The sequence below is a fragment of the Novosphingobium sp. genome, assembly GCF_965214355.1.
Classification (GTDB): Bacteria; Pseudomonadota; Alphaproteobacteria; order Sphingomonadales; family Sphingomonadaceae; genus Novosphingobium.
In genome coordinates this window covers 3,674,178-3,700,817 of record NZ_CBDCBI010000002.1, presented here as the reverse complement: position 1 = coordinate 3,700,817, position 26,640 = coordinate 3,674,178, and the positions used below count along the sequence as shown (strand labels likewise).

Genomic DNA, 26,640 nt, shown 5'->3' with positions numbered 1-26,640 from the left:
CCCCCTGTTATTCGCGCGGCGATGCGCGCCCCATTATGCTGTCTCGATTGGTCCCCGTGATACCGGCACCCGGCCCATGGCCGCTGTAACAAGCAGGATTTCCCCCGATCCCGCCTGAACAGTCATGGTCGGCCTGTCGTCCTTGCCGATCGCAGCCGAACCCCAATCCTGAAGCGTTTCGCCCCCCAGAGTCACAGTGATTGCGCCGTCGGCACGCAAGTGCATGATCCGCTCGGCCCCGGCACCGTGCCGGTCCAGCCCACTGTCGTTCCCTGCATGAATGGCGAACAGCGCCAGATCCATGCCGGTCGCATGCCCTGCGATATCCAGCGCGCCCTCTTGCGCCGCAAAGTCGCAGGCGGCAGCAAATGCGGTCCCGGTCGGTTGCGCGCGCGCATAGGCGATGTCGCAGTCCGTCACGGCGGTTAGCCGGTACGCCGCATGCGGCGGCATATAGGCTGCGCGCGATCCTTTGCCCTGCCGCAGATGAACGGCGGCGCCGGCGATACCATCGCGCGAGATCGTGATGCTGGTTTCACCGCGCATCGCGACGATGAACACCTCGTCGTCTTCGGCCTCGCCGTCGATCGTCACCCCTTGCGCAAACGAATAGACGCGCAGCGCGACCAGATGTTCGAACCCGGTAACGGCGCGATCGATATCGACCGGGCGCGGGCACGGCCCTGCGCCAGGCAGATCAATCGCCCGCGTGAAATCCGGGCGGACAATTATCGGGCCGGTAAGGCTCACGCGAACTGCGGCAGATGCGCGCGATGCGCATCGATCAGATCGTCGCGCAGCGCGCGGGCCTGGTCCGCATCGTCGATCGCGCCATCGGCAAGCAGCGCCTCGAGCATCAGATCGCGGCTGCCCGACAGGGCGGCATCCACTGTGATCTCGATGGCAGCAAGGCGCGATTGCAGCTTTGCAATCAGCTCTGCCGGCAGCGGATCGGCAATGACCGCGGCAAACCCGCCGCCGACCGCGACTGCATTGCATTCCACGATGGCATCGGCTGGCAGATAGGGCGCCTGGCCCTGGTTGGGCAGGTTGACCGAAAACACCTTGCGCTGGTCGTGCTGGAGCGAGTGGATGATCTCGAGCAATTGCTCGCTCTCGCCCGGCACGTTCTCGTAATAGACTTTGGGCAGTGGCTCGTCGGAATTGGCGATCGCCAGCATATCGGCAAACCAGGTGTCGCCCAGCGCGATCCGCTCGTCGATCGGGAACGCCTCGCGCCCCAGCAAGTGCCCGCAATAGGCGCCGCCGGGAAACTGCTCGGGAAAGAATTCCACGGCATGGCGATCCATCGCGCATGGAAAGACCGAATGTTTTTCGAACAGGCCCCATGAAAACGGATCGTCGGCATAGCGCGGAGCCCGGCCTTCGACGATATTGGGCCACACCTGCTTTTGCGCCAGCTCTGCGGCAAGCCCGGCCTTCTGCTCGCGCAATCTGGCGTGGATCATCGGGCGTGCATCGACACCGTTGTGGAACAGCCGCGTCAGGAACGTCAGGTGGTTCAGCCCGATCCCGAACGACGATATCGATCCGTCCTCGACTCCCAGGAACTTGGCAATCACGCCCTCGACATGGTGCACGCCATGGCACAGGCCGATCACCGGCACGCCCGTTTCCTTGCGGATGGCGCGGCAGATCGCGGTCATCGGGTTCGAATAGTTGAAGAACACAGCGTCCGGGCACAGATCCGCAACATCGCGCGCAATGGCGATCATCTGCGGGATCATGCGCATCGCGCGCGAAATGCCGCCGGGCAGCGCGGTATCGCCTACGGGCTGAAAAATGCCGTATTTGCGCGGAATTTCGATATCGCGCTGCCAGCCCATGCGGCCGCCGACCGCAATCGTCGTGACCACGAACGCGGCCCCTGCCAGCACGGTGCGGCGGTCGGTCGTGGCGGTCACGGGGATGGCTGCGCCTTTGGCGTGCATCATCTTGCCGACCAGTTTTTCAACTGCATCGAGCGTCACCGGGTCGATATCGACCAGCGCCAGCTCCCACTTGTCGGCTTCGCCGGCAAGGATGATGTCGGCGACGAGGCGTTGCGTGAAAACCGTGCTTCCGGCCCCGATCAACACCAGCTTTTGCCGAGACATGCGATTGTTCCTTGGGTTTGAACGATTAATGTAACCGAGTGTACCTTGTGATCGCAGTGTGCGCAAGAATGAGCATGCAATTGCTCGATTTTGTTCAAACGTTGCAAATCGCTTGGGTTATGATGGCGATGGCGCAGCGTCGGTGATCGTGACGGACCCTGTGGCAATCGGCGCATCGGCGGCAAGACCGACCGTGAGCCGGTACGCGCCCGGCAGGATCGACCAGCGGCCCTGCCGGTAGCGTGGCAGCAGGCGTGGATCGGCCGCGATCGTGATCCGCCGGGTTTCGCCCGGCGCCAGATCGGTGCTCTGCCAGCCGACCAGGCGTGCGGGCGCCTGTTCCGGTCCGACGAGATACAATTGCGGAACGGCAGTCGTCGCGCGTGCTGCCGTATTGCGCAGGGTCAGGCTGACTTGCGGATGGGCACCGCCCGCAAACCGGACATCGTCGCAGGTCACGCGGCCATAACCCAGCCCGTACCCGAACGGGAACAGCGGCGTTTCGTGGCGCAGTCCGAACCAGCGATACCCGACATCGGCGCGTTCGGGATAGGCGATCGGGCGCGCGGGGTCGGCGGGACCGGTTCGGGGCAGTTGCGCGGCGCTGCGCGGAAACGTCAGCGGCAGCCGGCCGGCAAAGTCGATATCGCCGGTCAGCAACCGGGCCAGCGCTTCGCCGCCCCGCTGCCCTGGATACCAGGCCGCAACAACCGCCGCGACACGGTCGAGCCATGGCATCAGCACCGCGCCCCCGGTTTCCAGCACGACCACCGTGGCCGGATTGGCCTTGGCCACCGCGCCGATCAGCGCGTCCTGGTTGTCCGGCAACGCCAGGCCTGGCAGATCCTGCGCCTCGGTCCGCCATTGGGTGGCGAATACGATCGCCACGTCGGCCTTGGCAGCGGCGGCCGCTGCGGCTGGCACATCGCGCCCGTCGACATAATCGATCGTAACGCCGGGCATGGCTGCCTGTAGTGCGCGCAGCGGCGACGAGGCGTGCCAGGTGACCCGCGCAAACGACATGGCGGTGCCTTCGGTCAGCGGGATCTCCAGCGGAATGCCGCCGACCGAGCGGACTTGCGACGACCCGCCGCCCGACAGCACGCCCACATCGGCATGCCCGCCGATGAGCACGACATGCCGGGCCTTGCGTGCTAGCGGCAGGACATTGCGCGTGTTCTTCAGCAGGACCATGCCGCGTTCGGCGACGCGCTGGGCCACGGCCGCATCGGCGGCGGCGGCAATGGGCTGCGGCGTCGCCGGGACCGGATCGTCAACCAGGCCGTTGGCGATTGCGGCTGTCAGTATGCGCGTGACCATGTCGTCGAGCCGGCGTTCGGGCACGCGCCCGGCCGTGATCGATGCGCCAAGGGCATCGGCAAAATAGATCCGGTCATCCAGCTCCTGCCCCGATTCTTGGTCGAGCCCGCCGAGTGCTGCCTGGTCGGTGGAATGCACCGCGCCCCAGTCGGACATCACAAAGCCGGGATAATGCCATTCGTTGCGCAGGACATCGGTCAGCAACCACGGGTTTTCGCAGGCGTAAATGCCATTCACCTTGTTGTAGGCGCACATGACCGAACCTGGCTGGCCGTCCTCGATCGCGATGCGGAATGCCAGCAGGTCGCTTTCCTGCAAGGCTTGCGTGTCGAGCCGGGCGTCCAGCACATCGCGGCCCGTTTCCTGGGCATTGAATGCGAAGTGCTTGACCGTGGCAATGATGTGGTTGGACTGGACGCCGGCAACCGCGGCGCCGGCCATGATTCCGCTCAGCAGCGGATCTTCGCCGAAATATTCGAAATTGCGGCCGCCCCACGCATCGCGGGTCAGGTTGACGCCGCCAGCGAGCAGCACGTTGAAGGTTTTTGCGCGGGCCTCGCTGCCGATCATCGCGCCTGCGCTGCGCGCGAGGGCCGGGTCGAACGTGGCCGCGAGCGCGAGCGTGCCGGGCAGTGCGGTCGCGGTATCGCCCGGCCTCTGTTCGACATTGTTCGCCACGCCCAGGCTTGCATCGCTTTCACGCAAATCGGGAATGCCGAGCCGCGGCACCCCGGGCACATGGCCGGCCGCGTTGGCCATCTGCGGCGGGCGCAGCTTTTGATAGGGCGGAAAATAGCCGTGCACATATTGCAGCTTTTCGGCACGCGTCATCTTGCGCACGATCGCGGCGGCGCGGGTGGCGGGGTCCGCCGCCGTGTCCGCCGTCCTGGCCAGGGTCACCTGACCGGCGATCCCGATCCACAAGGTTCCTGCCAGCGCGAGCAGACGGATGGACATGGTCATCGGCTTTACCTCCACGGATGGCGATACGGCGAGCAAATGGCTTGGCTGTGATCCCTTGGGCAGGATTAAACGGCGAATGGATGACGTCCAGCGTAATTTTTGATCCGCAGGCCCTTGCAATACCTGTTAAACTGAGGCGTGTTGCGCGCGACAAGGATCAGTTGCTGTCATGCCGACGTTTTCACGTGCATTCTTATCTGTGATCTTAGCGGTCTGCTGCGCGTCTCCGGTCGCTGCGGCGGTCGTCGTTACGTCGCCCGGTGGACGCGCCGCGGTGACGATGACGCTGTCTCCCGTCGGCGTGGCGCGATGGTCGGTGTCATGGCGTGGCAAATCCGTCCTCGATCGCGCGCCGATTGGCTTGCGCTTTGCCGACAGCGGGCCCTCGGCGCTGGCAATCGCGCGGATAACACGCCGGTCGCACGACGGTGTTGTCACCGGCCTGCTTGGCAAGGCCAGCACTGCACACGAACGCTACAACGAAGCGGCCGTGGCGTTTTCGGGCAGCCCGGACTCGCTCGAGCTCGTGATTCGCGCTTATGACGATGGCGTCGCCTATCGCTGGCAATTCCGTACTGCGGGCACCTTTGCGATCCAGGCCGAAGACGCCGGTTTCGGCATGCCGGCAACGGCAAGCGCATGGGTCGGTCCGGCCGGCGGCTTCGTCTCGTCGCATGAGCCGTATTACAGCGCGGGGCCGCTGGCGCAGGCAGCGCCCGATGGCGCGCTGCTGACACTGCCGTTGCTGGCCCGTCGCAACGGGGTCTGGGTGGGAATCGCCGAAGCGGCCGTGCATGATTGGGCAGGGCTCTACCTGGTGCGCAATACCGGACTTCCTGGGCTTTCCGGCCGGCTGTCGCCCCGGCCCGGCCAGCCGGATGTGGCGGTCACCGGTGGCGCCGGCCCGCATGTTTCGCCCTGGCGGGTGGTGATGCTGGGCGACGCGCCCGGCCGGCTGATCGAATCCAGTCTCGTCACGCTGCTCAATCCGCCACCAGACGGGCGCGACTGGTCGTGGGTCAGGCCGGGAAAGACCAGTTTTCCGTGGTGGAACGACTATGTCTGGCCGGGGCAGGGGTTTGCGCCGGGCCTGAACACCGCCACCATGGATGCCTATATCGATTTCGATGGCGATCACGGCATCCCTTTCCACACGCTTGACGGGTTCATGGATCAGGCCTGGTATCCAGGGCCGATCCAGCCCGATGGCACGGTCCAGGATCTGACGCGGGCGCGCGCCGGGATCGACATGGACGAGATCCTGGCCCGCGCGCGGCGGCGCGGCGTGGCCTTGCGCGTCTGGTGCCACTGGCAGGTGTTGCGCGGGCAGATGGATACGGCATTCGATCGCTGGGAAAAATGGGGCGTGGCCGGCGTCATGGTCGATTTCATGGATCGCAACGACCAGGACATGATCGCATCGACCGACGAAATCGCGCGCAAGGCCGCCGACCACCACCTGACCGTAGTGTTTCACGGCACGTCGGAACCGACCGGAGAGAGCCGCACCTGGCCCAATGTGCTGTCGCGCGAAGCGGTGCGCGGCTCGGAATACGACAAGTTCGACGGCAATCCCGGCAGCACGCCGGCGCACGAGGTGACGATCCCGTTTACCCGTATGCTGGCCGGGCCGATGGATACGCACGAGGGCGGGTTCGACGCGGTTTCGCCCGCCGCGTTTCACAATCGCAACACCGCGCCGCAAGTGATGGGCACCCGCGCCCGGGCGCTGGCCACGTATATCGTTCAGGAGAACGAATTGCCGATGGTGGCGGATACGCCCGCGCATTACGACGGCGCGACCGGGTTCGATTTCGTGGCGCGCACCCCCGAAACGTGGGACGAGACGCGGGTTCTTGCCGGTGCGCCGGGCCGGTACGTGGTGATCGCGCGGCGCCGGGGCGCATCATGGTGGCTTGGCGCGATGACCGACGGCCATGCGCGCACGGTTCCGGTCCGCCTGGCATTGCTGCACGCGGGCACCTGGCACCTCGATGGGTATGCCGACACGCGCTTGCCCAATCAGGCGAGGCACGTGACGGCGCGGGTGCAGCAAGGCCAGCGGCTCTTGATCAGAATGGCCGAGGCGGGCGGCTATGCGGCGCATTTGTCGCCAGCCCGGCAAAACGAGGCCATCCGATGATGAAGCGCGATATCCGCACGAGCGATGCTTTCGGTGAAGCGCGGCTGATTTACGAGCAGGCAAGCCGGCCCGGCACGGATTTCGTCAGCGATATCACCGATCTTCAGCGATCGGCGGACGGCGCATGGGTGTTGTTCACCGGAACGATCGTCGCCGATCTCGACCAGCGGGCCGTGACGCGCATCTGCGAACACGATCTGGACGATGGATCGATGCGGATCCTGACCGATGGGCCGAATAGCGACCGCCATGCGCGGATTTCCCCCGATCGCACGACGATCGCCTTTGTATCGGACCGCGACCGCGCTTCCGATTTCCAGCTATATTATCTGGACCCGCAATCGTTGCGCGTGACAGCCGGTCCCAAGGTGGATGGCTGGGTCGAATATTGCGAATGGTCGCCCGATGGCCGCCGCATCCTGCTCGGCGTTGCCGGGCATGGCGCAGACCTGTCGAGCGGGCAGGGCGCGTACACGACAGTGGAAATTTCCGACGACGGCCCGGCCTGGATGCCGCAAGTCATCGGCCGGCCGACCGATGCCATGCGCCGCAGCGCGTGGATCGTCGATTGCGCCACCGGCGCTTTGTCATGCGTATCGGGCGGTGAAAATATCTGGGAGGCGACGTGGTGCGGCAACCACCATCTCGCGGTCATTGGCTCGCAAGAGCCGGGGGAGGGCGCATGGTATGCCGCCGGGCTTTCCACCATCGATCTGGCGACCGGCGCCGTCACCCCTGTCTACCAACCGGTCAGCCAGATCGGCGTGCCGCGATCGTCCCCCTCGGGCCGCTACCTGGCCTTTGTCGAAGCCATCTGCAGCGATCGCGGGTATGTCGCGGGCGACTTGCGGTTGTGCGACCTGCACGAAGGAACATGCCACCTGCTGCCGGTGGGCGCCGTCGATACCAGTTGCATCGCATGGCAATCGGACGAGGCTTTGCTGATCGCGGGCCATCGCGGGCTTGAAACTGTCGTGTCTTCGATCAACATCCGGGAAAACCGGGTCGGAGAACTATGGCAAAGTGCCGAAATGACGACGGCGCAGATCACCGCCACAGTGCTCGCGCTGAACGATCGGCATGACTTTGCATTTGTCTGCCAGACCTTCCTCGATCGCCCCCGGATTGCGGCCGTGCGCGGCGGCGTGCTGCAGGTGGCGCCGGCCGCGCGCGGTGACCTGGCAGCCAGCGACGCATGCGCCGGTGCGGTCCCGGTGCACTGGCAGGCGCCCGACGGCCTCCCGATCGAAGGCTGGCTGCTCAAGCCGCATGGCGCACCGCCGTATGCGACGATCCTGGAAGTGCATGGCGGGCCGGTGCTGCACTGGCGACCGTGGTGGCTGGGGCGATCCGCCGCGGCGCTGATGCTGCTGCGCCGGGGTTATGCGCTGTTTCTGCCCAATCCGCGCGGCAGTTCGGGGCGTGGCCAGGCGTTTGCCGCGCGCGTGGTCGGCGATGTCGGCGGGGCCGATACCGACGATCTGCTGTCGGGTATCGACCATCTTGTCGATACCGGCATCGCCGACCGGTCGCGGCTGGGCGTGACCGGGCTCAGCTACGGCGGGTTCATGACGTGCTGGCTGACCACGCGCGACAGCCGGTTTGGCGCGGCCATTTCGGTCGGGCCTGCAACCAACCATGTCAGCCATCATCTGCTCGGCAATATTCCGCAATTCGACGCGCTGTTCCTGCAGGACCATTATACAAACCTGTCGGGATCGTATTACACCCGCAGCCCGTTGCTGTACGCCCATCACAGCACCACGCCGACCATGCTGGTGTGCGGCGATCTCGATCGCTGTACCCCGCCCGAGGAAGCCTTGCAGTTTCACAACGCGCTGCTGGAAAACGGGGTGACTTCGGTGGTCGTGCGCTATCCGCAAGAGGGTCACGGGGTGCATGGCATGCCGGCGGCGATCGACTTTGCCGCGCGGTCGGTGATGTGGTTCGAAAGCCATATCCCGCCAGCGACGATCCGGGAAACACCCATCACACCATCGAACGGGAGACTATGATGATCGGACAATTCGGCGCGAACACGGCCTTGCTGGTGATCGATGCGCAAAAGGGCATCAATGCGCTAGAGCATTGGGGCGGACCCACCGGCCGGCGCAACAATCCGGGCGCAGAAGGGCATATCCACACGCTGGTCGATGCGTTTCGCCGCAAGGGCCTCACCGTCATCTACACCGCGCACAATTCGCGCCAGGCGGTATCGCCGCTCAAGCTGGGCACGCCAGGCGGTGAATTTCTGGATGGCATTGCGCCGCGCGCCGATGAACTGGTGATCACCAAGGATGTAAACAGCGCCTTTGTCGGCACCACGCTCGAACTGGAGTTGCGGCGCAGAGGCATTCACCGGCTGGTCCAGGTGGGCTATTTCACCAACTTCTGCGTCGAAACGACGGTGCGCATGGCGGGCAACATGGGGTATGACAATTACCTGATCCCCGATGCCTGCGCCACGTCGAACAGGATCGGTTTCGATGGCGTCGATTACGATGCCGAGCTGGTCCACAACCTCGCGGTGGCCAGCCTGCACGGCGAATTTGCCACCGCGCTGGAGATGTCCGATGCGCTCGGCCTGCTCGATGGCGATGCGCCGGCTCTGGTGCGCAAGCAGGGGAACGAGTAACCGCGATGGCGCGCATGAACAGGCAGATCGCATGGCCATGCCTGCTGGCAGCGGCGCTCGGCCTGGCTGTGCCCGCCCGCGCGACACCTGAGGCAGGCCCTGCCCAAACCGTATTGTTCGTCGGCAACAGCTTTACCTTTGGCGCGTTGTCGCCGGTCCGCGCCTACCGGCCCGAGCTGGTGACCGATCTCAATGGCGAAGGGATCGGCGGCGTGCCGGCGCTGGTGGCGATGTTTGCGAAAGACGCGGGCCTGCCGTGGCGGATCAGCCTGGAAACGGCGCCCGGCGAGGACCTGCAGTTTCACTACGACAAGCGGCGCGCCAGACTGGCCGGGCGTTGGGACGTCGTCATCCTGCAGGGCTACAGCACGCTCAGCAAGGCGCATCCGGGGGATCCGTCCGAACACGTTGCCGCCGCTGTCCGGCTTGCCGCGATGGTCAAACGGGAAAACCCCGCCGCCAGGATCGACCTGGTCACGACGTGGTCGCGCGCCGACCAGACCTATCGGCCGGGCGGGCACTGGTATGGCAAGCCGATCACGGCGATGGCCGGGGATATCGCGGCGGCCAACGCGCTGGCCATCAGGACGGATGCCGAGATCGAGGGCGCGATCCCCGTGGGCCAGGCCTGGAACCGGGCCATGGACGAAGGGGTCGCCGATCCGAACCCGTATGACGGCGTGGCGTTCGGTCAGCTGAACCTGTGGACGACCGACCAATACCATGCCAGCGCCTATGGCTATTACCTCGAAGCGCTGGTGATCTTCGGCACTGTTTCGGGGCGTGATCCGCGCACGCTCGGCGCGGCGGAACAGGCCGGTTTCGAGCTTGGCTTTTCGCCGGATATCGTAGCGACGATCGAACGCGTCGCAGCAGAGGAATTGCTCGCTTCGGGTAGAATACCCGCAAAGGTGATCAAAGCCGATCGCGCAGCGCCATGAAGGACATCGCCAGGGCTTGGGTTGGCCACCGCAGCCATGGACCACCGGGAAAGCGGGGATGCGGCATGCGACGGACGAGATCATGGGCCGCATTGGCCTCCCCCGCCATCGCGCGTCCAACCGCCTGACCCAGCCATGGCGCCATCACCACACCCACCCCCGAAAACCCGTTGACGGCATGAAGGCCGGGCTGTGGTTGCATGACAAACGGCAGCCGATTGGGCGTAATCGCCAGCGACCCGCCCCAGGCATGGCTGATCGGCACATGCGCCAGTTGCGGAAACACCCGCGCCAGATGCGGGCGCACGAACGCGGCGATATCGCGCGGCATGCGATAGCCATAGCTTTCACCGCCGCCGAACAGCAGGCGATGATCGGGCGTCAGGCGAAAATAATACGGCACAAAGCGGGCATCGGAAACCGCCGCGCCGCCCTCTATCAAACTGTCGGCCAGCGCAGGATCGAGCGGCTCGGTCGTGGCGATATAGCTGTTTACGGGCAGGACATGGGCATCGGTCTGCGGCACCATCGCGCGCGCATAGGCGCCGCTCGCATCGAGCACCTGGCCGGCATGGATCACCCCATGCGGCGTCGTGACGCGCCAACCTGCACGGTCGGGGACAAGATGGGTACAGGGCGTGTGCGCATGGAGCATGGCCCCGGCTGCCTGCGCCGCCCTTGCCATCGCCAGCGCCAGTTTGAGCGGATGACAATGCCCGCCCAGCGCATCGAAACTGCCGCCGTGATACGCCGCAGTGTCCAGCATGCCGCGCAGCGCATCGCGCGACAGCGGGGTCAGGCTGCCGTAGCCGTAGACCTCGCGCATATTCCTGACATGCGCGTGGGTTGCGGCCAAATGCCCGGGCCGGTGATCGGCAAAGACAAGTCCGGGGCGAAAGTCGCAGCGATCGGGTGCGAGATCGAACAAGGTGTCGAGATGGGTGCGGGCAGCGAGCGCCATGCGCCACAGCGCCTGTGCGGTGTCGTGACCGAGCTTTTTTTCGAACCAGGTCTGGCTCTGCTCCCACCCCACGTGGATCTGGCCGCCGTTGCGCCCCGATGCCCCCCAACCGATCGGTCCCATCTCGACCAGGCGCACACTCCGGCCCATCCGGGCAAGCGCCAGCGCAGCGCCCAGACCGGTAAAGCCGCCGCCGATGACGCAAAAATCTGTGATCACATCGCTGTGTAATGGCTCCGCGTCGACCGGCGCGTCACAGGTATCGGCGTAATAGGAGCGCGGAAAGCGGCCGATATCTTCGCCGCTAGGCCCGGCATGCCTCATGGATCGCGGTGCCGTCATTGCGATCACATTTACCCATCGGGCGGAATATGGTCAAGACCGGGACCGACTGGGCGTGCCGCACCTCAGTGGTCGTCAGCCGGGGCCTCCCCCGAACCGAGGGCCGGCATCTCCGCCGATGCCTGCAGCTTGTTCCACGCATCCAGACTGGCGATCTTGTACGCTTCGGCCAGGGTCGGGTAATTGAATGTGTTCTGGATGAAATAATCGATCGTGCCGCGCAAATTGAGCACGGCCTGGCCGATGTGGATCAGTTCGGTCGCGCCCTCGCCGATGATGTGCACGCCTAGCAGGCGGCGCGTCTTGATCGAAAACAGCATTTTCATCATGCCGCTTTCCAGCCCCATGATATGCCCGCGCGAGGTTTCGCGGAAGCGGGCGATGCCGGTTTCATAGGCGATGTGACGCTTGCGCACGTCTTCCTCGGTCATGCCGACGACGGAGATTTCGGGGACGGAATAGATACCGTAGGGAAAGAATTCGGGCGGCGGCGGCGGCTCGTGGCCGAACGCGTGGAGCGCGGCAAGGCGGCCCTGTTCCATCGAGGTCGAGGCCAGGCTGGGGAACCCGATGACGTCGCCGGTGGCGTAGATGTGCGGTTGCGACGTCTGCATCGTGCGCGCGTCCACTGTCAGCCGGCCGCGGTGGTCGGCAGTCAGGCCTGCGGCATCGAGCGCAAGCGCATCCACCGCGCCGACGCGGCCGGCGGCATACAGCAGCATGTCGCCCACCACGCTCCGCCCGTTTTCGAGCCGGCAATGCGCACGGCCGCCGGTGATCGCGATTTCGGCGACCGCCGAGCCCAGCCGCAGCCCGACATTGCGGTCGCGCAGTTCGTGGACGAATTCGTCGATCAGTTCGCGGTCGATGAAATCGAGAAATGTCTCGCGCGGCTCGACCAGTGTGACCGCGACATCGAGTGCGGAAAAGATCGTCGCGTATTCCACTCCGATCACGCCGGCACCGATCACGATCAGGCTGCGCGGCAGTTTTTCAATGTCGAGAATCTCGTCGCCATCGAGCACCACGCGGCCGTCGAACGGCACGGAACCGGGACGGAACGGCCGCGTGCCGCAGGCGAGCAGGATATTGCGCGCCGTGATCCGGCGGACTTCACCGTCAAGGCCGTGGACCTCGATCGTATGCGGATCGGCAAAACGCGCCGTGCCCTGCATCCAGTCGACACCGTTGCGATGGAACTGGTGTTCCAGCACTTCGACTTCGTGCTCCAGCGTCTTGTGCAGCCGGCCCATCAGGTCTTCGGCGGAGATGTCCTGCTTGACGCGGTAGCTGCGGCCGTAGAATCCGCGTTCGCGCCAGCCGGACAAGTTGAGCACGGTTTCGCGGATGGTCTTGGACGGGATCGTGCCGGTGTGGACCGATACGCCCCCGACGCGGCGGCCTTTCTCGACCACCAGCACCGATTTGCCCAGCTTTGCCGCCTGCACCGCGCCGCGCCGACCCGATGGGCCACTGCCGATGACGACGAGATCGTAAGTGTGCTGCATGGGCCCTCCGGTTGGCACGTCGCGCGCATGCTGAAGGAGGCATGTTGCGGGTTCGTGTCGAACGTCAAAGAACGGTCATGGACGGTGGCGGGTTAAGGTGCAGCGGAATAACCCGGCATTCGTCGCCCCGTCCGGGACGACGCCAAGGGGGGAATTCCGGTGGCTATTCTGCGGTCGGCTCAGGCCCCCGAAAACGATCCAGGCCCGGCATCTGCGCCAGGCGCACGCGTTGCCCGGTGCGTGCCGCTTCGTAGATGGCCTCCATGATGCGCTGATCCTGCGCGCCCTCTTCTCCGGGGGTGCGTGGCGTGATGTTCTGGCGGACGCATTGCGCCATATGATCGAGTTCGAGCGCGAACTGGTTTTTTGGTTCGATGCCGATCTCACCGGCCTGTTCCTTGCCGTCGGTCAGGCGCGACACGCGCAAAGTCTGGCCCTGGTAATCGAACGCGTGCTCCATCGTGGCCGACGCATCGCTGCCCATCAGCGTGAGGCGTGCCAGCCGATGCGTCGAATAGCTCGACATGCAGTTCGCGATCGCGCCCGAGGGAAAGCGCAATGAAAACGTGACATTGTCCTCGACCTCGCGGAAGCGCGGATCGCCCGGGGGCGACCAGATCTGCGCGCTGACTTCGATCGGTTCCTCGCCCAGCACCGCGCGCGCGGTGTTCAGGCAGTACAACCCGACATCAGGCAGCGATCCGCCGCCCGCCAGCGCCTTGATCTGGCGCCATTGTGCGGGATCGCCCTGGTTCTGGTTGTTGATCATGTCCATCAGAGTGACCGCGCCGAGCGCGCCGCTGCGCGCCAGGCGGATCGCTTCGCGCGCATGCGGCTGATATTGCATGCGGTAGGCGATCATCAGTTTGACACCGGCGGCGCGGCAGGCCTCGATCATCGCATGGCAATCCGCCAGCGATGGGGCCATCGGTTTTTCACACAGCACATGCTTGCCCGCGCGGGCCGCAGCCACGACATGCTGCCGGTGCAACGCATTGGGCGTGATCACGTAGACGACCTGCACTGCCGGATTGTCGCGCAGCTTCGCCATATCGGCATAGCTATAGCAGGCATCCGCCGCGATGCCGTATTGCGCGGCAATCGCCTGCATCTTGTCGGGCGATCCGCTGACCAGCGCCACGGGCCGCGCATGTTTCGCCTGGGCAAAGGCAGGCATGACCTGTTCGAGCGCCAGCTTGCCCAGCCCGACGATGGCAAACCCCACGCGCTGGGTTGGCGCATCGGCGTTGCGCGGCGGTGACGGCTGCACTTCGCTGCTGGCGGCCGGCGGCGGAAACAGGACCTTGCCGTTCAGGACCGTGCCCAGATCGACCGGCGGCCGCCCTTGCGCCATTGCGGACACGCCTGCACCGGCAGCACCCGCCCCGATCGACGCCAGTGCTATCCGCCGCGAAACGGCTGTTTTGTCGATCATGGACTGTCTCCTTTGACCCCAACCAAAAATGCGATGGGATTGCAAAGGTTCCGGCCGAACGCGGCCTTGGCGCTCGGTTCAGACCGCCTGAAGCGGGCCCCTGCGGCATCCTTGCAACAGTGGTGTATTTGTTTGTTCGTTCATGGAACGTCGATGCAAATTGCGACTTTTGTCTCCTGAGTAACTCGGGAGCGAATAATGCAAATGTCTGAAAAATCGCCGGTTTCCGGCTACAAATCCTTGCGTGCATCAGCCAGCGGGCGTCGCGGCAAAACATATCGGATGGGATGCGCGGTCGCCGCGCTTTGTGCAGGAACGTGGGGCACGTCGGCTTTTGCCGCAAACGAATGTGGCGCGGTTGCCGGCGGTACCGTGACTTGCGCACCATCGGCCGGCAATTATCCTGCGGGCATTACATATGTCTCGCCCGGCGACATCACCGTTAACGCTCCTGCGGGCGTGACGGTCGCGACGACTGCGCCTGCCACCAACGGTATCAGCATCACCGGTGCAGGCGCATCGACGCTGGCCGGCGCAGCCACCGTCACGACGACCGGTGATGGCAGCAATGGTGTCGTTGTATCGGGCGGAACCGGCGCCACGTCGGTGAATGTCGGCAACGTCACCACCTCGGGCGCGCTGTCGGGCGGGATCATCGCAACAGGCGGCCTCAACCAGAATGTGACTGTCAACGCCGGCAATGTGACCACCAACGGCACCGCCGCCAGCGCATTCTTCTTCCTGCCGAGCAGCGCCGCCGTTTCGGCGACCGCGACGGGCACCGGCGCGGTCACGGTCAACACCGGCGCACTCAGCACCGCGGCTGACGGCGCAGCTGCGCTGACCGCGACGGGCGGCGGCGATGTCAATGTCACGACCGGCGCGATCACGACGCTTGGCGCCAGCAACGGCGTTTCGGCGACGAGCACCACCGGCAATGTCAACGTCAACGTGACGGGCGCGACAGCGATCGCGGGCAACCAGGTCAGCGGCGTTTACGCCAGCGCGCTGAACGGCGCGGCCAATGTCCAGGTCCAGAACGTGACAATGGCAGGTACCTTCGCCAACAATGGTGTGGTCGCAACGGCCGGCGCCGGCGGCGCCAACATCACTGCCAACAACGTCGCGGTCGGGGGCACATTCGGCACCGGGCTGCAGGCCACATCGACCGGCGGCAATGCCACGATCGCGGCCAATGCCATCACGGCCACGGGCACTGCCAATACCGCGGCCTATGCTTCGTCCGATGTCGGCAATGCGTCGATCACCACCACGGGCAATGTCATTGTCAACGGGCGGGGCAGCTTCGGCCTGATCGCGATGTCCGGCACCGGCAACGCCTCGATCACGGCCACCAACGTGTCGACCGTCGCATACAACCCCGCCGATACCCTGACCAATGGCAACGCGGTTCTGGCGCAGGGCGCGAATGCCACAGTTGTCGTCAGCGGAACGGCCGCAACATCGGGCACCGCGCAATACAACGGCCTGCCTTATAGCGGCACGGCCGTCACTGCGAATGCAACCAACGGCACGGCGTCGGTCACGGTGCAGAATGCCCAGGCATCAGGCGCAGCGGCGAATGCGATCGCTGCCAATGCGATCGGTGGTGACGCCCATGTCGTGGTCAATGGCACCGCATCGACCAGCGGTGCCAACGCCGACGCGGTCACCGCGGTCTCAACGACCGGTGCGGCCGATGTTGCCGATGTCGGAACGATTTCGGCAACCGGCATGAACAGCCGTGGCATTTATGTAAACGGCCTGACATCGGCCACAGTGTCCGGCATAAGCGCAGGCACGGTGACCACCACCGGCGATCTCTCTCCGGCCATTTACGTAACCAGCGCGACCGGGCCTGTTGGTGTTGCCATCAAGTCGGTTTCGACCGCGGGCATGGCCAGTGACGGTATCGACGCGACATCCGCTACGGGCACCGTCGGTGTCAATGCCGGCTCGATCGCTACAACGGGCGCAACGTCCAATGGCGTCGTTGCCATGGGCAACGGTGCGGTGACGGTCACGACCGGCACGGTCAACACCGCCGGAGCCAATTCGAGCGGGATTATCGCAACCAGCCTGGCTGGACCGGTCGCTGTCGATGCGGGCACCACCACGGTTACCGGACTTGGTGGCAATGCGATCAACGCGACGGGATCAGGTGCGGTCAATGTGACCAGCGGCGCGGCGAGCGCAAATAACGCTGCCGCAATCATCGCTACGTCGCTCACGACCGATGCCAATGTCAATCTGACGGGCGGCGCGGTCAAATCGACCACCAGCGACGGTGTCGATATCACCGGCGCCACCGTGGCAACATTGACCACGGCGGCAGGCTCCAGCATTTCGGGCGGGGTCAATGGCGTTACGATTGTTGCGCCTCTGGGTACAACCGTCAACAATGCCGGCACCCTGTCGGGCACCGGATACGCGCTTGCCGCAACCGGCGGACCGGCTGTGGTGAACAACACCGGTACCATCAACGGCGCAGTGTCGTTGCTCGGTGCCGGGAACGTCGTCAACAACTCGGGCACGTTCAACGCCACCGGCACCAGCCTCTTTGGCGGCACCGGTACGTTCAACAACGCCGGCCTGTTGGCGATTGCGGCAACCGGCCAGCTGCCTTCGGTGGTGACGTTCGGCGGGCTTGGCACGTTCAACAACTCGGGCCTGATCGAAATGCGCAATGGCGTGGCGGGCGATGTCCTGACCCTGTCCGGCAATTATGTCGGCAGCGGAAAGGCTGCGCTCGGGATCGATCTTGCTCCCGGTGTTGCGGTCGACCGTTTGAACATCGGTGGCACGGCCACCGGTTCGACCAACGTGCTGATTGCGCTGGCACCCGGTTCGACCCCCGTGTTCAACCCTGGCACGACGATCGTCCAGGCCGGTGCTGCTTCATCGGCAACCGCATTCGCGGTATCGCCGACGACGCAGAATTATGGCCTTGTGCGCTATGGCGTGGTCTACAATCCGGCCACCTTTACGTACGCGCTGATCGCCACGCCAAGCGATTCTGCCTACAACCTGCTCAGCTACCAGACCGCAGAGCGCAATCTGTGGTACAAGTCGGCAGACGCAGTGTCGGCGCAGTTGCAATCAAAGCGTGACACTTTGTGGAACATGGGCGGAACCGCGCCATCGGGCAGGTTCTGGGTGACCATGGCAGGCTCGGTCGACAACGTGCATGGCAACCGCAACTTCGGCGTCGCAGGACAGACCAACACCACCGATACCGGCTATCAGCAGGATTATTTCGGTGGCCAACTGGGCCTGGATGTCAGCGGCGGCGTTTCGTCACGCGGGGGCTATTCGTTGGGTGTGACCGGCGGTTACATCAATTCGAACCTCAACCTTGGCAGCCGCGCCGACAGTACCCGGTTTAACGCGGTCAACGGTGGTGTTTATGCCAGCGTGACCCAGGGCAATATCTTTGCAACCGCCCTCGGCAAATACGACTATTACTGGATCAATCCGAGCAGCATCAACACCGGCTTCGACTTCCGCACGCACGGTCATTCGTATGGTGCACGCGGCGAGTTGGGCATCCGGGTCGGTGGAAATGCCTTCTTCCTCGAACCAGTGGCGCAATTGTCGTATATCCGCGTGGCGCTCAATCCGTTTGCATTCCAGGGCACCAGCGTCGATTTCAGCACGCGCAACGGGTTCCAGGGCAAGCTGGGTGGCCGTATCGGTGGCAATACCGGCATCGCCAACGGCAAAGTGGCGTTCTATGCCGGCGGCAACTACGTGCATGATTTCCAGGGCACCAGTGAAGTCACGTTCGCCAATACCGGCGGCGCCTACACTGTCTATGGCCTGAAAGCGCGTGACTATGGCGAAGGTGTGGCGGGTGTGAACATCAGCTCGAACAACAGGATGAGCGGATTTTTCGAAGCCAACTACAAGCATACGTTTGGTTCGGGCGACAATGGCCAGATGGTAGAAACGGGTTTTGGCGGCCGCGCCGGCCTGCGCCTTGCCTTTTGATCTGAACTGACTAGACGAACCGTCGGACACGATTGGCGCCGTTCGCGAAATGAGGCAGTATCAATGCGATGCAAACGCCTCATTTTCGCGAACGGTCGCCGACCGACAGGGATATGACCAATTCCCGGGCGACCGAAACGGTGATTACCGCATCTGCCGGTCTCGCGGCCTGGATGATCGAGCACCGCACCAGTTTCGCCTTTACCTCGTACCAGACCGGGCAACTGTTTCTGGTGGGAACGCGCAGCGATGGTTCGATCTCGGTCAACCAGCAGAATTATGTCCGCGCCATGGGTCTGGCGGCACAGGGCAACCGGATTTACCTGGCGTCGCAATATCAGGTGTGGACACTGGAAAACATGCTGGCGCCGGGCCAGATCGCCAACGGCGAATTCGACGCCGCGTTCGTGCCGCGCATCGCGCAGACGACCGGCGATATCGACGCTCACGAACTGGCGCTGACCGGCGATGGCGCGCCGGTGTTCATCAACACCCGGTACAATTGCCTGGCCACGCTGACCCCCGGGCACAGCTTTGCCCCGCTATGGAAACCGCCATTCATCGATACGATCGTCGGCGAGGACCGCTGTCATCTCAACGGCCTGGCCATGGCCGATGGCAAGCCTGCGTATGTGACGGCGGTAGGCGAAACGAATGTCGCGGACGGCTGGCGCCAGCATCGCCGGGATGGCGGGCTGCTGATCGACCTGGCCACGTCTGCGACCGTGGCGCGCGGATTTTCGATGCCGCACAGCCCGCGCGTCGACGGTGCGTCGATCGTGCTGCTGGATTCGGGGCGGGGCCAGGTCGTGAGGGTTGATCCGCAGACGGGCGAACGCAGCGATCTGGCGTTCCTGCCCGGCTTCATGCGCGGTCTGGCGATCGTGGGCAATCGCGCGCTGATCACGCTGTCCAAGCCGCGCGACGGCTCGTTCGGCGGCCTGGCGCTCGATGCCGAATTGGCGGAGCGCGGGCTGGATCCCGTCTGCGCGGTCGTTCTGGTTGATCTGGCCACTGGCGACAGCGCCGAATGGCTGCGGATCGAGGGCGGCATCGACGAGCTGTTCGATGTCATCGCCCTGCCCGGTGTGTGCTGTCCGATGTCGCTCGGCGCGGACAGTGCTGAAATCCGCGCGACAATCACCTGGCCGGCTGTTTAGAGCGTGATGACATTAGATTGACCCACCGTGACGGAGCCGATTTTGGCCCAGCGCGAGGATTGAGGAGGGAGCAATGCTGGCCCATTGTGACCGACGAAAGACGCTGCGATGGGCCAAAAGCGGCCCGCCCCGAAGGGGTTGCCCTGAAAAGCCCCGTGACAGCGTCGCAGCACTTGCACGGGGCAACCAGCCCGCGCTGCGTGCTGCTTCTCGCCACGAGACTTTTCAGGGCAATCACGGTGGGTCAATCTAATGTCATCACGCTCTAGTCGGCCAGGTGACGGGCGCCGCCACATGCAGCGCCCGTTCTGCCGTCAATTCGTCGTCAAAGTGACGTCTTCGTCGGTGAAGCCCTTGACTGTCGTGCCCATGGGCATGGCGGCGCTGGTACCGGTGGTGAAAAAGCCTGCAAGTGGCACCAGCGCGATCGATGCAACCACGCCCGCCGTGCCGGTCTGGCCCTTGCTGTCGATGACGCCGCGCAGGCGGATCTTGCGATCACCCACGGTGACATACAGCATGCGGCCGGTGATCCGGCCCGATTTGCCCCACATCCCCTTGTTCCGCACGTCGGTGATTTCGGCCATCGCCGGGCTGCCGGCCGGAATCACGACCACGCCATTCAGCATTACCGGCTCCAGCACTTCGAGATGGGCCAGATAGCCGGTTTCCAGCGTCTTGTCCTTGGTGGTGATCGCCTCTGCCATGCGAAAAGTCACCGGCGTGCCCATCGGCATGACGCCGGGAACCGGGGCCGAACCCGCCGCTACGGCAAGCGATACCGCAGGTGCACCAGGCGCAAGCGTTGCAACCGGCGCGGTTCCGGCAGCCACGTGAACGGCACCGACAAAAAGAACGCCCGCAAGAGCGCCCGACAGCATCAATCTCATTGTATCCCCCCCCGATCATCGCGACTCGGCGAAGAGCGCGTGGCGTCATGAATACCGAATATTAATTGCCGTCAATTTGGATATAAATTGGAATTGGCACTGATGGTCGGCAATTTGGGCTATTCCAAGCTCGATTTGCACGGAGTGTGTCTGAATTTGCACACAATTTACTTGGCAGATGTCCGACCATAGTGGACGTGAGGTCTGCCCGGGCTTTGTTTGTCTCAGTCCGGTCGCATCGGGTCAGAGCGGGATGACATGAGATTTACCCACCGTGACGGAACCGATTTTGGCCCAGCGCGAGGCGATGATCATCAAGCCTCACCCCCTTGCGGTTTCCAGCCGGCCTGCGTATCAACGGTGCCGGTTGCGGATCACCCCGCGATCAAAGACACGTGCCGGTGCCTGAGAGGGCTTAAATGGGAACACGGTGAGGTTCGGTTTTGGCCGATCTGAATCCGGGGCTGTCCCTGCAACTGTAAGCGGCGAGCGCGATGCATATCGCTTCCCCTGTGTATCGGGAGGAAGCAGCCACTGGGACGCGCGCGGATATCCGCGCAAGGCCTGGGAAGGTGCTGCATCAAGCTGTGACCCGTGAGCCAGGAGACCTGCCGGCGCACTGTCGCTCTTGCTGCGGTCCAGGGGATGGTCACGGCACGGTATGCTTCCGTCTGAGCGACGAACCAATGCGGCCGGGGCCGCAGGGTTGGTGCTGCGCGGGCGATATGTGCCCGTCCGCTATGTGCTGGCCGGTCGTTCGTGCGCCTGCCCGATACCGGGCGTGGCGCCGCCTGGCGATTGCCCCATCGTGCCGCTTTCTCGCTCGGCGCCTGGGGAATTACCCGTGAAGACCAGTTTTGTTTCCGTTGTTGCGCTTGTCGCAGGCCTTGGCGCGGGCACCGCCCGTGCCGCCGAGGCGCCGATACCTGATGCCGGTGTGACCGCCGGCCCCGACACCACGATCGTCGTGTCCGCAACGCGATCGGGCGATGCCGTTCCGGCCAGTCTGCTGGGATCATCGGTCACGGTGATCGACAACCAGGATCTGCAATTGCGCCAGACGCGCATTCTGTCCGACGTGTTGCGCGATGTACCCGGCGTCGCCGTCACGCGCATCGGCGCCGTCGGCGACGAGACCGACGTCCGCATCCGGGGCAGCGAATCCCGGCAGGTGCTGGTGTTTGTCGACGGGATCAAGGCCGACGATACCAATGTGGGCTATTTCGATTTCGGCACGACCATCACCGACGAGGCGGCGCGGATCGAAGTGCTGCGCGGGCAGCAAAGCTCGCTGTACGGGTCGGACGCCATCGGCGGGGTGATTTCGGTCACGACGCTGTCGGGCAGGGAGCTGCCAGGGGTGACGCTGCGCGCCGAGGGCGGATCGATGGGCACGTATGACGGCGGCGGGCGGATCGCCGGGGTGTCGGGCAATTTCGATTATGCACTGTCGGCATCGTATTACCACACCGATGGCTATGCGATCGCGCCCGGCGGATCGCGCGACATGGCGTCGAGCAACCTGGGCACGACGGCCAAAGTCAACTGGACCCCTGCACCCAATTTCAAACTGACGGCAGTCGCGCGCTACAGCCTGACCCACGCGGATTTCGACGGGTTCGGCCTGTCGGCTAACCCCCCTTTGGTCGACGGCACGCCGGTCAACACTGCGATCGACGAGCCGGGCGGGTTTTACCGCAACATCGGCTGGTACGGGCTGATCGGGGCGAAATGGGATGTGCTGAACGGCATGATGACCAATTCGGCGCAGATCACGTTCGCCGATACCAAGCGCAAGGACTATGATTTCGATGTCGAGGATTATACCGATCACGGCCGGCGCTGGCGCGGCTCGGTCAACAGCACGATCCGGTTCGGCACTGCGCATATCAAGCACCGCCTGACCGTATCGGTCGATGGCGAGCGGCAGGACTTTTTCGACACCTACAGCGGGGCGCACCGGATCGACGCGCTCGGCGTCGTTGCGCAATATGACGTGACGGTCGACGACCGGCTGGCGATCAGCGCGTCGGGCCGGGTCGATACCAATTCGCACTTCGCCAATGACACCACGTTCCGCGTGACGGGCAGCTATCTGTTCCCCGAAAACACGCGGATCCATGCCGCCTATGGCACGGGCGTGCGCAACCCGCTGATCAGCGATCTGTATGGCTTTTCGCCGGGCAGTTACGCGCCCAATCCGAACCTGAAATCCGAATCCTCCAAGGGGGGTGAGGCAGGGGTGGCACAGACGCTGCTGGACGGCAAAGTGACGCTGGATGCGACGTGGTTCGACAGCCGCTATGCCGATTTTATCGAATCGTTCTGCACGACCGCCACGCTGAATGGCCAGACGCTGCCGGCATCATGCAACATTCCGGGCAGTTTCCGCCAGGAAGGCGTGGAGGCCTCGGCCACCGCGCGGCTCGCCGACTGGCGCATTGCGCTGGCCTATACCTACCTCGATGCGCCGCAGAGCTTTACCGGCCTGGCGCCCGACGGCAGTTTTGGCAGCCAGACGATCCAGGCGGTGCACCGGCCCAAGAACATTGCCAGCGGCAATGTGACCTGGGCACCGATGCGGCTGCCGTTCGCCGCCACGGTGACGGTGCGCTATAACGGGCGGCAGAACGATTATGCCTATGACGCGTTTTTCGATCGCCTGGCGGTCGGGCTGAAGGCGTACACACTGGTCAATCTGAACGCGACGTATGATATCAACAAGCATGTCCAGATTTTCGGACGGATCGAAAACCTGGGCGATATCCATTACCAGGAGGCGTTCGGGTATCAGGCGGTGGGCCGCGCGGGATACGGCGGCGTGCGCGTTACGCTTTGATCGATGGCCCGGCTTTCCATGCGGGAAGGCCGGGCTGTCATGCTCGCGGGAGAGAACCGATGGCCGAACGCAGCGACGAGCCGCACGATGCAAGGATGAAGCAGGTCCAGGCCGCAAGCGATCGCTTTGCGGACGATCTGGCGCAATTGCTGCATTGGCGGCGCGATGTGCGGCATTTTGTGGGGCAACCGCTGGGGGATGGCGTGCTCGATGCGTTGCTGGCGCTGGCCGATTGCGCGCCTTCGGTGGGGAATTCGCGGCCCTGGCGGTTTGTGCGGGTGGTGTCGCCAGACCTGCGCGCGCGGCTGGCCGAACATGTCGATGCCGAAGTGGCGCGGGCGGGCGATCTGTATCGCGATGCGCCCGACCGCGAGGCGCAGTATGCGCGGCTGAAACTGCATGGTTTGCGCGAGGCGCCCGAGGTTCTGGCGGTGTTCTGCGATGGCGGCGCGGCGGCCGGGCATGGGCTGGGCCGGGCAACGATGCCCGAAACGCTCGATTATTCGGTCGTGCTGGCCATTCACACTTTATGGCTGGCGGCAAAGGCGCGCGGGATCGGGTTGGGGTGGGTGTCGATCTGCGATCCGGCCTTTGTCCACGCGCAGATCGGCGTGCCGGCACAATGGCGGATGATTGCGCTGTTGTGCCTGGGGTTTCCCAAGGCGGCGTCGGATTTGCCCGAACTGCACCGTGAAGGCTGGCAGGCCAACACCGATTGGCGCAGGCGGGTCAGTGACCGCTAGATTTCGCCGCCGCCACTTGCGCCACCAGGCTGCGCGCCGCCTGAACATACGCCGGGCCGCCGCACACGGTCCATGCCTGCGGGATATGGATGCGCGCAATGTGTTCGAGCGCGGGATGATGAAGCATTTCGGTGCCCTGATCGGTCACGCGGTCAGTTTCGGTTTCGACGATGATGAAGTCCGGTTGCGCGGCGATCATGCTCTCGATCGAGATTTGCGACAGCGCGGGTTTGTGCAATCGGGCGGCCAGATTGACGAGGCCGGCGCGGCGCATCAGGTCGTCGACCAGAGTGCCGGTGCCGGTAAGGAACCCGCGCCGCTGGTAATAGGCCGCGACGCGCCCGTGGCCCGGTTTGGGCAGGGCCGCCAGGTCGTGCTCCATGCGCGCGATCAGCGACTCGCCGCGATCGGGATGCCCGACCGCGCTGGCCACCGCGCGGATCTGGGCCTTGATATCGTCCAGGCTGTCGGCCCAGTGCATGTCGAGCGTGCGGTACTGCTGACCCTTGAGAGCGGCGACCAGCGCGCTGCTCCGCGCAGGCATGCCGATGATCAGGTCGGGCGCAATGTCGAGCACGTCTTCGGCGGATTGGCCGAGCAGGCGCAGGCCGTGCGCCTGCGCGGCGGCGGCCGACATTTCGGGCTTGTCGGCGTTGGAGGTCAGCGCGGCGATCTGGCTGCGGTCGGCCAGCGCGAGCAGGTATTGGTCGGTACACAGATTAACCGACACGATGCGGCGCGGCGGGGCATCGCCTTGCGCTGTGACGGGCGCGAGCGCTGTGCAGCACAGCGCGAATACGAGCGATTTCACCGGCGGTTTCATGCCGATCCCTTTAACGACCAGTCCGGGGGAGACAAGCATGGCGGGACTTGAATTGCGCCATCCCGGGGGGCGGCACCGCCTGCTCGTGCCGGGGCTGGTGGCTCTGCTGCTGGCCTCGGCAGTGCTGTCACTGGCGATCGGGCCGGTCGCGCTGTCGCCGGCGCGCGTGATCCATGCGTTTACCGGCAGCGGCGACGGGATTGCGCACGCCATCGTGATCGATCTGCGGTTGCCGCGCATGCTCGTGGGCGTGCTGGTCGGGGCGATGCTGGGGCTGTCGGGCGCGGTGTTGCAGGGGTATCTGCGCAATCCGCTGGCCGAACCGTCGGTGCTGGGCGCGTCGAATGCGGCGGCGCTGGGCGCGGTGATCGCGTTGTATTTCGGGCTGGCCGAACTGCACACGGCGGTCTTGCCGATATTGGCGATTGTCACCGGGTTTGCCGCGCTGGCTTTGCTGTTTGCGCTGGCGGGGCGGGCGGAAAGTCCGCTGACGCTGATCCTGGCCGGGATCGCGGTTTCGACTCTGGCGGGGGCGGGCATCAGCTTGGCGCTCAATCTGTCGCCAAACCCGTTTGCGGCGATGGAGATCATGACCTGGCTGCTCGGGTCGATCGAAAACCGCACGATCGCGCATGTGTGGATCGTCCTGCCCTGCGTGGTGGTCGGTGCGGGGTTGCTGGCGGGCAGCGGGCAGGGGCTCGATGCGCTGAGCCTGGGTGAAGATGGCGCGAAGTCGATGGGGTTTGATCTGCGGCGGATGCGGCTGCGCATTCTGATCGGCGTGGCGATCGGCGTGGGCGGCGCGGTCGCGGTGTCGGGCGCGATCGGGTTTGTCGGGCTGATCGTACCGCATCTGATCCGCCCCTTTACCGACCGCAGCCCGTCGGCGACGCTGTTGCCCTCGATGATCGCGGGATCAGTGCTGCTGACAGTGGCCGATGTCGCGGTACGGCTGATCCCGACGCAGAACGAGCTGAAACTGGGCGTGGTTACCGCGTTCCTGGGGGTTCCGGTCTTCCTGGTGCACCTCATGCGGGAGCGACGGGTATGGTGACGATCGCGCTCGATCGCGTCGATGTTCGCCTGGGCCGGCGCACGGTGGTTGCGGGGATCTCGGCCGAACTGGCGCCCGGCGGCCTGATCGGCATGATCGGGCCCAACGGTGCGGGCAAATCGACACTGGTGCGCGCGCTGCTGGGGCTCGTTCCGCTGGCGGGCGGCACAGTGCGCATCGATGGCCGGCCGATCGCGGAAATTGCCCGACGCGAAATGGCGCGCAGTCTCGCCTATCTGCCGCAAGGCCAGACGCTGCACTGGCCGCTGTCGGTGGAGCGGCTGGTTGCGCTGGGCCGGTTGCCGCACCTTGCGCCATTTTCGCGTCCGTCGGCAGAGGATCTGGCGGCGATCGAGCTGGCGATGGTTCGCGCCGATGTCATCGGTCTGCGCGCACGCGATGCGACCGAACTGTCGGGCGGGGAACGCGCGCGGGTGATGCTCGCGCGCGCGCTGGCGGTGGGCGCGGCCGGGCTGGTGGTCGACGAACCGCTCGCCTCGCTCGACCCGGGGCACCAGATCGACGTGATGGAATTGCTGGCGGGCGAGGCGCGCAAGGGTGCGACGGTGGTCGCGGTGCTGCACGACCTGACGATGGCGGCGCGCTATTGCGCCAGGATCCTGCTGATCGACCAGGGCGCGCTGGTGGCCGATGGCACGCCCAAAGCGGTGCTGACGCCCGCGCGGCTGGCGCAAGTCTATGGCATTCGGGTGTTTGTCGATGCGGATGGGGCTGTGCCGATGATCGTGCCCATGGGGCGCCCATGAACCAGGAGA

The 26,640-nt window shown here is 64.9% G+C and carries 18 protein-coding genes and 1 riboswitch; of the genes, 10 read left to right on the top strand and 8 right to left on the bottom strand.

Annotated features, from left to right (window positions below; all coding sequences use genetic code 11):
* Positions 1-33: 33 nt before the first annotated feature.
* The 3 genes from ACOOE2_RS17035 to ACOOE2_RS17025 all read right to left on the bottom strand — a co-directional run bounded on the left by ACOOE2_RS17035 (position 34) and on the right by ACOOE2_RS17025 (position 4,394).
* Positions 34-750, bottom strand: coding sequence for a 5-deoxy-glucuronate isomerase (locus tag ACOOE2_RS17035; protein ID WP_420384173.1), 717 nt, complete (start codon positions 748-750; stop codon positions 34-36).
* The gene (locus ACOOE2_RS17030) at positions 747-2,117 is read right to left on the bottom strand and encodes a hypothetical protein (RefSeq protein ID WP_420384172.1); all 1,371 of its coding nucleotides are present in this window, start codon (positions 2,115-2,117) and stop codon (positions 747-749) included. The genes ACOOE2_RS17035 and ACOOE2_RS17030 overlap by 4 nt, the downstream gene beginning before the upstream one ends.
* Before the next feature lie 117 nt (positions 2,118-2,234).
* Positions 2,235-4,394 carry a beta-glucosidase gene (locus tag ACOOE2_RS17025; protein WP_420384634.1) on the bottom strand — a complete coding sequence of 720 codons (2,160 nt, stop codon included), beginning with the start codon at positions 4,392-4,394 and terminating at the stop codon, positions 2,235-2,237.
* A 175-nt stretch (positions 4,395-4,569) separates the two neighbouring features.
* Here ACOOE2_RS17025 and ACOOE2_RS17020 point away from each other — a divergent pair, with 175 nt between their 5' ends.
* From ACOOE2_RS17020 to ACOOE2_RS17005, 4 genes are read left to right on the top strand one after another with little or no spacing between them, the layout of a single operon-like run.
* A complete protein-coding gene (locus ACOOE2_RS17020) occupies positions 4,570-6,543 on the top strand; it encodes a glycoside hydrolase family 97 protein (RefSeq protein ID WP_420384171.1) in 1,974 nt (657 codons plus the stop codon).
* A complete protein-coding gene (locus tag ACOOE2_RS17015; RefSeq protein ID WP_420384170.1) occupies positions 6,540-8,558 on the top strand; it encodes a S9 family peptidase in 2,019 nt (672 codons plus the stop codon). Before ACOOE2_RS17020 ends, ACOOE2_RS17015 begins: the two co-directional genes overlap by 4 nt.
* Positions 8,558-9,178 carry a cysteine hydrolase family protein gene (locus tag ACOOE2_RS17010; RefSeq protein ID WP_420384169.1) on the top strand — a complete coding sequence of 207 codons (621 nt, stop codon included), beginning with the start codon at positions 8,558-8,560 and terminating at the stop codon, positions 9,176-9,178. Before ACOOE2_RS17015 ends, ACOOE2_RS17010 begins: the two co-directional genes overlap by 1 nt.
* A gap of 14 nt (positions 9,179-9,192) precedes the next feature.
* Positions 9,193-10,119 (top strand): DUF4886 domain-containing protein, encoded by a 927-nt coding sequence (locus ACOOE2_RS17005; protein WP_420384168.1) that lies wholly within the window; start codon positions 9,193-9,195, stop codon positions 10,117-10,119.
* On the opposite strand, the gene ACOOE2_RS17000 is transcribed toward ACOOE2_RS17005, so the two are convergent.
* The 3 genes from ACOOE2_RS17000 to ACOOE2_RS16990 form a co-directional block, all read right to left on the bottom strand.
* Positions 10,094-11,404: an NAD(P)/FAD-dependent oxidoreductase gene (locus ACOOE2_RS17000; RefSeq protein WP_420384167.1), complete on the bottom strand. Its 1,311-nt coding sequence runs from the start codon at positions 11,402-11,404 to the stop codon at positions 10,094-10,096. The genes ACOOE2_RS17005 and ACOOE2_RS17000 overlap by 26 nt on opposite strands.
* A gap of 83 nt (positions 11,405-11,487) precedes the next feature.
* Positions 11,488-12,930 (bottom strand): Si-specific NAD(P)(+) transhydrogenase, encoded by a 1,443-nt coding sequence (sthA, locus tag ACOOE2_RS16995; protein WP_420384166.1) that lies wholly within the window; start codon positions 12,928-12,930, stop codon positions 11,488-11,490.
* Between the two features lie 163 nt (positions 12,931-13,093).
* Positions 13,094-14,365, bottom strand: a complete 1,272-nt coding sequence (locus ACOOE2_RS16990) for a Gfo/Idh/MocA family protein (protein ID WP_420384165.1) — start codon at positions 14,363-14,365, stop codon at positions 13,094-13,096.
* 204 nt (positions 14,366-14,569) lie between these two features.
* Between ACOOE2_RS16990 and ACOOE2_RS16985 the strand changes: the two genes are divergently transcribed.
* Together ACOOE2_RS16985 and ACOOE2_RS16980 are read left to right on the top strand one after the other, a co-directional pair.
* Positions 14,570-18,355: a beta strand repeat-containing protein gene (locus tag ACOOE2_RS16985; RefSeq protein ID WP_420384164.1), complete on the top strand. Its 3,786-nt coding sequence runs from the start codon at positions 14,570-14,572 to the stop codon at positions 18,353-18,355.
* Between the two features lie 113 nt (positions 18,356-18,468).
* Positions 18,469-19,515, top strand: coding sequence for a TIGR03032 family protein (locus ACOOE2_RS16980; RefSeq protein ID WP_420384163.1), 1,047 nt, complete (start codon positions 18,469-18,471; stop codon positions 19,513-19,515).
* A gap of 314 nt (positions 19,516-19,829) precedes the next feature.
* On the opposite strand, the gene ACOOE2_RS16975 is transcribed toward ACOOE2_RS16980, so the two are convergent.
* The gene (locus ACOOE2_RS16975; RefSeq protein WP_420384162.1) at positions 19,830-20,405 is read right to left on the bottom strand and encodes a hypothetical protein; all 576 of its coding nucleotides are present in this window, start codon (positions 20,403-20,405) and stop codon (positions 19,830-19,832) included.
* A 382-nt stretch (positions 20,406-20,787) separates the two neighbouring features.
* Positions 20,788-21,036, top strand: a riboswitch (cobalamin riboswitch).
* 213 nt (positions 21,037-21,249) lie between these two features.
* Between ACOOE2_RS16975 and ACOOE2_RS16970 the strand changes: the two genes are divergently transcribed.
* Positions 21,250-23,244, top strand: a complete 1,995-nt coding sequence (locus ACOOE2_RS16970; RefSeq protein ID WP_420384161.1) for a TonB-dependent receptor plug domain-containing protein — start codon at positions 21,250-21,252, stop codon at positions 23,242-23,244.
* 95 nt (positions 23,245-23,339) lie between these two features.
* Positions 23,340-23,987, top strand: a complete 648-nt coding sequence (bluB, locus tag ACOOE2_RS16965) for a 5,6-dimethylbenzimidazole synthase (protein WP_420384633.1) — start codon at positions 23,340-23,342, stop codon at positions 23,985-23,987.
* Here bluB and ACOOE2_RS16960 read toward each other — a convergent pair.
* Positions 23,974-24,810, bottom strand: coding sequence for an ABC transporter substrate-binding protein (locus ACOOE2_RS16960; RefSeq protein WP_420384160.1), 837 nt, complete (start codon positions 24,808-24,810; stop codon positions 23,974-23,976). The two genes, bluB and ACOOE2_RS16960, sit on opposite strands and share 14 nt — an antisense overlap.
* Positions 24,811-24,847: 37 nt before the next feature.
* On the opposite strand from ACOOE2_RS16960, the gene ACOOE2_RS16955 reads away from it, so the two are divergent.
* Complete coding sequence (locus tag ACOOE2_RS16955; protein ID WP_420384159.1) at positions 24,848-25,864, top strand: FecCD family ABC transporter permease; 1,017 nt, start codon at positions 24,848-24,850, stop codon at positions 25,862-25,864.
* Complete coding sequence (locus ACOOE2_RS16950) at positions 25,858-26,631, top strand: ABC transporter ATP-binding protein (RefSeq protein ID WP_420384158.1); 774 nt, start codon at positions 25,858-25,860, stop codon at positions 26,629-26,631. The genes ACOOE2_RS16955 and ACOOE2_RS16950 overlap by 7 nt, the downstream gene beginning before the upstream one ends.
* Positions 26,632-26,640 lie beyond the last annotated feature (9 nt).